Source organism: Streptomyces otsuchiensis (genome assembly GCF_004305975.1).
Lineage (GTDB): Bacteria > Actinomycetota > Actinomycetes > Streptomycetales > Streptomycetaceae > Streptomyces > Streptomyces otsuchiensis.
Genome location: NZ_BHZI01000583.1, coordinates 1 through 623 on the forward strand (window position 1 = coordinate 1; position 623 = coordinate 623).

The following is a 623-nucleotide window of genomic DNA, read 5'->3' on the forward strand; positions in this document are numbered from 1 at the left end:
GAGGGTGGTTTCGAGGGGGGTTCGGGGGGTGCGTCCGTCGGTGGCCGTGGTGGTGGGTTCGGGGAGTGCGGCGCGGTCGAGCTTCCCGTTCGCCGTCAGCGGCAGCCGGTCCATGACCGTCACGTAGGAGGGCACCATGTGCTCGGGCAGCCGGGTGCGGGCCCAGCCGCGCAGGTCCTGCGGGGTCGCGGTGGCGGCGGGGGTCAGCACCACGTAGACGGCCAGCCGCGCGGTCCCGTGCCGGTCCGGGTGGGTGTGGACGGCGGCCTGCGCGATCTCCGGATGCTCCAGCAGCGCCGTTTCCACCTCGGCGGGTTCGATGCGGAAGCCGCGGATTTTGGTTTGGGTGTCGGTGCGGCCGGTGTAGTGGATGGTGCCGTTTGGGGTCCAGTGGGCGAGGTCGCCGGTGCGGTAGAGGCGGGTGCCGGGTGGTCCGTAGGGGTTGGGGATGAAGCGGGTTGCGGTGGTGGTGGGTTGGTGTAGGTAGCCGTGGGCGAGGCCGTGTCCGGCGAGGTAGATTTCGCCGGTTGTGCCGATGGGGGTGGGGTTGAGGTGGGTGTCGAGGATGTAGGTGTGTTTGTTGGTGAGGGGGGTGCCGATGGGGATGGTGGTGGGTGGTGTGG

1 protein-coding gene is annotated in these 623 nt (G+C 70.3%); it reads right to left on the reverse strand.

Annotated elements, in window-relative coordinates:
* Positions 1 to 623 (reverse strand): AMP-binding enzyme (locus E0D90_RS25955; RefSeq protein WP_130800339.1); only part of this gene is annotated, 623 nt, incomplete at both ends.